At 40.7% G+C, this 6,241-nt stretch carries 8 protein-coding genes; 5 read left to right on the top strand and 3 right to left on the bottom strand.

The window, feature by feature from the left end:
• A partial coding sequence (locus D6774_04985; protein ID RME77285.1) for a hypothetical protein occupies window positions 1-1,139 on the bottom strand: 1,139 nt, incomplete at its 3' end.
• A gap of 129 nt (window positions 1,140-1,268) precedes the next feature.
• Between D6774_04985 and D6774_04980 the strand changes: the two genes are divergently transcribed.
• The 5 genes from D6774_04980 (at window position 1,269) to D6774_04960 (ending at window position 4,585) form a co-directional block, all read left to right on the top strand.
• Entirely contained in the window at window positions 1,269-2,063 is a 795-nt protein-coding gene (locus tag D6774_04980; protein RME77284.1) for a hypothetical protein, read from the top strand.
• A 109-nt stretch (window positions 2,064-2,172) separates the two neighbouring features.
• Entirely contained in the window at window positions 2,173-3,213 is a 1,041-nt protein-coding gene (locus D6774_04975; GenBank protein ID RME77283.1) for an RNA 3'-terminal phosphate cyclase, read from the top strand.
• Window positions 3,214-3,216: 3 nt separating this feature from the next.
• Window positions 3,217-3,777, top strand: a complete 561-nt coding sequence (locus tag D6774_04970) for a hypothetical protein (protein ID RME77282.1) — start codon at window positions 3,217-3,219, stop codon at window positions 3,775-3,777.
• Window positions 3,778-3,874: 97 nt separating this feature from the next.
• Window positions 3,875-4,234, top strand: coding sequence for a hypothetical protein (locus D6774_04965; protein ID RME77281.1), 360 nt, complete (start codon window positions 3,875-3,877; stop codon window positions 4,232-4,234).
• 45 nt (window positions 4,235-4,279) lie between these two features.
• The gene (locus tag D6774_04960; GenBank protein RME77280.1) at window positions 4,280-4,585 is read left to right on the top strand and encodes a hypothetical protein; all 306 of its coding nucleotides are present in this window, start codon (window positions 4,280-4,282) and stop codon (window positions 4,583-4,585) included.
• Here the strand turns inward: D6774_04960 and arsC are convergent.
• Together arsC and D6774_04950 are read right to left on the bottom strand one after the other, a co-directional pair.
• Complete coding sequence (arsC, locus tag D6774_04955; GenBank protein ID RME77279.1) at window positions 4,582-4,923, bottom strand: arsenate reductase (glutaredoxin); 342 nt, start codon at window positions 4,921-4,923, stop codon at window positions 4,582-4,584. The genes D6774_04960 and arsC overlap by 4 nt on opposite strands.
• Window positions 4,920-6,241: hypothetical protein (locus D6774_04950; GenBank protein ID RME77278.1), on the bottom strand; the 1,322-nt coding region annotated here is incomplete at its 5' end. The genes arsC and D6774_04950, both read right to left, overlap by 4 nt.

Raw genomic sequence — 6,241 nt, 5'->3', positions numbered from 1 at the left:
TCAACAGAGTCATCACCAGACTCCACTTCAGTCACAGACTCTACTTCAGTATCAGACTCAACCTCAACAGAGTCATCACCAGACTCCACCTCAGCATCCGATTCAACCTCAACAGAGTCATCACCAGACTCCACTTCAAGGCTTCCTTGATTGAGGTCTTTGATTTGAGCAACTACTGCACGCACTTTCGCGTGTGCCTCACGCAGAAGCTTTGCCACTTCTCTAAGCTCAGAAGTGTCTCCTGATGCTCTTGCTGCATCAAGGGTTTCTTGTGCTTGTGCAAGAGTTTCTTTGTAGTCTTGGATTGCTGCCTCAAGGTCGCTTACGTCAGCTCCTTTTTCAGCGAGTTTGTCTTTTGCTTTTTCAAATCGATCAATGAGTTTTTCTGCTGAAACGATAAGACCTTGGAATTTGTGTTCAACTGCAGTACTTGCTGCTTTTTTAAGGTCTTTTTGAACAGCTCTCCAAGCATCTCTCATCTCTTTTGAAATATCTTTGATCTGATCTCTGGTTGCAGTTTCATCAAGAGCTTCTGCTTGTGAGACAAGATCAATCATGGTTGCTTCGTGTTCTGCAAGAGCAGAAAGCAATTCCTCTTTTCTTGATTCTTCTAAGTCTGAAGCTTCTACTCTTTCCTGAATTTCCACGATTTTATCAAGAATACGCTCTCCAGATGCTACGAGGAAATCAATTGCACCTTGCTTTGCTTCAGGGCAATTTTCATCCGAACAGCTTTTGAGCTGAGCTTTGTGTTCTTTTATTTTCAATCGCGCCTTTTCAAAGTGTTCTTTAGCGTTTTTGATCCTTTCACGTACTTCAATACGCAGTTCTTTCGCGTCGCGAAGTTTTTCACGAACTTCTGCTCGATCATCTCGGATCTTTTCACGAAATTCTTCTCGTTTTTCAGCGTCACGAAGTTTTTCACGAACTTCTACTTTGTCATCTTTGATCCGATCGCGGATTTCTATTTGTTTATCTCCATCACGCATTTCAATGCTGGTGTCTTGGTCAATGTCATCAGGGCTTTGCGCATCAACTGTTGCGCTTGCCGAATCATCAGTGCTGTCTTGTGCTACAACCAAGGGTACGGCTGAGATCACAAGAAGCATGATGAGCAATAATGCTTTGAATGCCTTCATTTTGCGTTACCTCCTAACGTTTTTTGGCGTACATGAAGCGTCATGTTCTAGGGGATTGTGGCATTTTTTATTTATAAACATACTTTCGTAAATCATTACATAAAGCTTTATGAAGCGACCTAATACTTTATGGAAGGATTTTCAACCTTTTCTCGCAAAAAGAAGTTCAAAGAGGCCTATTTGAGCAAAAATATTAAAAACTCAAGCGTATCAGCAAACCACATGAAAAAGGTCATTCTTGCATTTCTTGTTTTTTTACTTTTACCAAGCCTACATGCAGCAACAATTACAGGCACCATTTATGATGCTGAACTACATGAGATGAACATTTCAGTTCTTGAGATTAATACACAACCCGTGCAAAGACTCTTGATTAAAAATGGATCCTATTCAATTACCGTTCCTTCTGGGAGTTATACTCTTTACGCACATTATCAGGGCTTGAGTGCTCGTGAGAGTATCACTGTTAAGGATGATGGAGTTTATCATCTTGATTTGTTTCTCTATCCAGATTTGGAAAAAGATGAAGAGCTAATCACGATTGATACTACACTTGATGAAGAGTTAAGTGGGTTTGATGCTGTTCCTAATGCAGTCATTGTTGCAACACTGCTCATCACAGGACTGCTCATTATTCTGTTTCTGCATCTCCTGAAGAAAAAGAAGGACTTGGCAAATCAGAAGATGCAAGATCTGCGCGACGATAGAGATGAAGAGAAAAGTGAAACTTCTAAGAGCATGACCGCGGATAATATTGTGATTGACTTGCTCAAAGAGCACGGTGGGCGCATGACGCAAAAAGAATTGCGCAAACACATCCCCCTTTCCGAAGCAAAGGTTTCTTTGATGGTCTCTGAGCTTGAGGCTGAAAATAAAATAAAGAAGATTAAAAAGGGCAGAACAAATATTTTGATTTTGCAATGATCTCCTTGCATTTTTGCCTACGTTTTGCGTCTAACCGGTTTGCTCGCAGTCTTCAAGCGTGAATGAGTTCTCTGTTTTTTGCACGTAACTATTAAATACTGCAAAAGAAGTGAACGTAGATATGATTGAGATTGACGGATCTTATGGAGAAGGGGGCGGACAAATGTTACGAACGGCTCTTGCTCTCTCAACCATTACAAAAAAACCATTTCGAATGAAGCATATTCGGCAAGGGCGCGAAAAACCCGGGCTTAAACGCCAACACGTATTTTGTGTTTCTACACTTACGTCTATGTGGAATGGTAAAGCAGTAAATGTTAGAGAGGGGTCTCAAGAGATTGAATTTTACCCCGGGAAACTTAAGAGGAAAACTCATGAGATTGACATGGGCACTGCGGGCTCAATAACTCTTTTGTTACAGTCTTTGATTTGGCCTGCGATTCATGAGCGCACGAAGCTCACGTTTACTATCACAGGAGGTACTGATGTTGCTTGGAGCATGCCTTATGATTATTTTGAACAAGTTTTTTTACCTATGCTGCGGCCTTATGCTAAGATCAACTCTCAACTGCTGCGTCGAGGTTTTTATCCCAAAGGAGGTGGAAAAGTTAAGATTTCAATTACAGGTCTTAATTATGATCGTCCGTTTCGGAGAATTGAACAAGGACACCTGATGCATATGAAGGGGATAAGTGTTGCAACAAAAGATTTGGAAGATGCACAAGTTGCGCAAAGGCAGGCTATGAGTGCAAAGTTTGGCACTCTTGATATCTTAACGCAGTACGTGGAGAGTGATTCAACTGGTTCTGTTATTACTTTGCTTGCGATGTACTCTAGGAATCCTGAAGATATTTCTTATCAAGAGCCGATCATTCTTGGTGCTGATGCTCTTGGTGAGCGAGGCGTTCGTGCTGAGGTTATTGGTGAGCGTGCTCGAGATAAGCTTAAGGAACAAATGGGTAGTGGTGCTCCTGTTGATGAGCATTTAGCAGATAACCTTATCCCTCTTCTTGGGATGTATGGAGGAGAGATAAAAGTGGCAAAGATCACCCCTCACACCTTAACGAACATATATGTCTGTGAGCAGTTTCTAAGTGTACGATTTGATGTTGACGAAGCTTCGCGAATCATTCGTTGTACCAAGAGGTAAGTAATGACACATAAACCCCCTCACAAGCATGTTCACCATCACGGAGATGAAGAAAATCCAGAGCTTCCTAAGCGTAGTTTTTCTCAGAGAGTTCTTGTTGGGATGGGGGCAGTTCTTCTCATTCTTTTGATGACGTCTTTTGTGTTTGTTACTTTTCCTGTGGGAGATATTCTTGCGGGAAAATCTGAGTCTGATTTGATTATTGATCAAGTGGTTCGAGCAGGAAATCTTGAAATTGTTTTTTCTGATTCGGCTTATCGCGTATTGCAGGAGTTTTATCGTGAAGATCCCACGAAAGAAATTGCTCTTTGCTTACTTGGAGTTAAGAGAAATTCAACCTATACCATAACGAAGATTTACAAGCCGGAGCAAGAGAGGAGTTTTCGGCATGTTCAATTTGAGCCTTGTTCTCAGGAGACGTTGATTCTTCTTCACACACATCCTCGCAGCAGGTGTATTGCGTCCAATACGGATATCGCAACCCTTAGAGAAACACAAAAGGCAAATCCTGAAGTGTTAATGGTGGTGATGTGTGAGGAGAGCCGAGTGAGTGTGTATTCTTGAATTGATTTACGATCCCCCCCCACCCCAAAAAAAGTAACTACTTTAAAGTAATGAAAAAATGGTAAGATTTATATAGGAGTAGTAGATTTCCTGCTTTATGATGCCCAAACAAGACTTTCGAGCATATAACATCCACGCAGATGGAACAATTGAAGATGTGACTGAACGCGTATACACGCCTGTTGATCGATTTATGGATAAAATCGCATCATATAATGCTGCAGCAAAAGGACTCCTTGTTGCAGGCACACTTCTTGCAACAGCAGCATATACTGGAGCACAGTTCAACAAAGCACTCATTGAAGATGATTACCACTTCGCTTTAAAAATGAGCAAGATCCAAAAAGAACGTTGCGAACAAGGAGACGGTGATGAGTGGTGCTCAGCATGGAAGAAAACGCTTGATACTATTGCAAGCATGGAATCACAATTCCCAGAACTAAAAAAACGAAAATAAAACAAAAAACCTCAAAACAGATAATCTCCAAAGATCGTAATCACTATGTATTTGCCAAAAAAAATGTACAAACCGTTGCACACCCTTGCACTCGCAGCGCTTTGTGCTTGTTCGCCTAGTCCCAAAACAGAATTACAAGCGCAACAGAACCGCGCACAAGAGTATCTTGAACAATGTGAAAAATATCATCAACTCGTAACTCAAGATACGTGGAGAACAATTCACCCAGAAAGTTGCAATTATGCACGAGACCTGCGAGAGTCATTACAAGAACTACTTCAAAACTACCCCAATCTAAGAAACACAAAAACCTTTGATTCTGATTTGATGAGAAAACTTGAAGATCTTTAGAGAAGCTCCTTTACTTTTTGAGCTGGACGAGCAATAATCGCCTTTTTCCCCTTTATAACGAGCGGTCGTTGTAAGAGAATGGGATGTTTTACAATAACATCTAACACTTCATCCTCAGACATCTCATCAGTAATGTGACAAACGGCCTCTTCATTACGCCTCACCAAGTCATGCACATCAATGCCCATGTGATGAACAACGTCTTTAAGATCTTCTTTATGTATTCCCTCTTCAAGATACTTAATGACTTTGGGATCAATACCTTGTTCACGAATGAGTTCTAGTGCTTCTCGTGATTTAGAACAGCGCGGATTGTGGTAGATCGTAATTTCGCTCATTGTCCCATCGCTGCAAGCTCAATATCTGTTTTAAGTTCAAGAATCGCGTAATACAAGCGCTTCTTCTCAGAAGGATCAAGATTAAGTCCCTTGTAAAGTTTGCCTATTGTTCCATAGCTATTGCGTGCTTGGTCTAGTTTTCCATTGCGCAGATAGGTTTTTGCAATTTCAATTTGTGAGAGAATCTCGGTATGCGGATCGGAAACACCAAGCCCTGATGAATATCTTTCAAGTTCCTTCTTGACAAAATCTGCATACGCATGATCGTGAACTTCCTCTCCTTTCTTCAAAATCAGCGATTGCATACTCTCAAGCTGAGCTTCTCTTCGTGCATACTCTTCCTCACGTGCCTTGAGGTGTTCAAGTTCAGCCTCATAGAGTTCGACCTTGCCAAGAAGTTTTCTCTCTTTGTTCTCAAGGGATTTAATAGACTTAGTAAGTTCATTTTTGCGTTTTTCAAGATTTGCAACAACAGCATCTATTTCTGATGCTTTTCCTTGTTGTGCGATGCGCGATTCAAGTTCTGCTTGAAGATGATCAAGTTCTGCAAGTTTTAGTTCGTATGCTTTTTCTTGTTGTGCGAGTTCTTTTTCTCGTTTTGTGAGTTGAGCATCATATGCTTTAAGTGTGTTGAGACTTCGCGCAGCTGCTGCTGTTGCAACAGATTTGAAAATTTCTTTTGCTTTTGCGTTTTTGTGTTCTTTGAGATATGCGTATGCCTTCTCGATTAATTCTTGTGCTTCTTGAGAAAGCTCAACGGGGTGCAATTGAGTCGTTGTAAGTATGCGTTTAAGATGCTCATCAAGGTCTTGAAGTTCGTGTGCTTCTTTTGTGACTGCACTTAGCGCATCTGCTTGATGTGCAAGAGTTTCTTCAAGTTCCGATTGTAATTTTTTGAGTCTTGAAACAGACTCCTTGTAATCCTTTACCTTTGCAAGCTTTTCTTGTGTTTTAGTAAGTTTATTAAGAGCTCTTACGAGGCGAGTTTCAGTTTTGGTAAGTTCTTGAATTTTATTTCGCAGTGCCTTTTCCTGTTCTTTGATATGTGCTTTGAATTCTTTTCTCTCAAGGGTAAACGCTTTTTTAGATTCTAAAAGAGCTGCTTCTCTTTGCTTGAGTTTCATTTGTTCTCGCTCAAGCTTGTTAAGAGCTCTTACCACTTCGTCTTCTTTGCGATCAAGTAGTTTCTTGTCATGTTCTAGTCTTCGTGTTGCTTGGAGGATTTGATCCTCTTCTTTTTTGAGAAGTTCTCTGTCAAGTTCAAGCTCTTTTATTGATTGAAGGATTTCTTCTTCTTTTTCTTGTAGTTGAGTAGAGT

The organism is Candidatus Woesearchaeota archaeon (genome assembly GCA_003695435.1).
Lineage (GTDB): Archaea > Nanobdellota > Nanobdellia > Woesearchaeales > UBA11576 > J101.
This window is presented reverse-complemented; position numbering and strand designations above follow the sequence as displayed.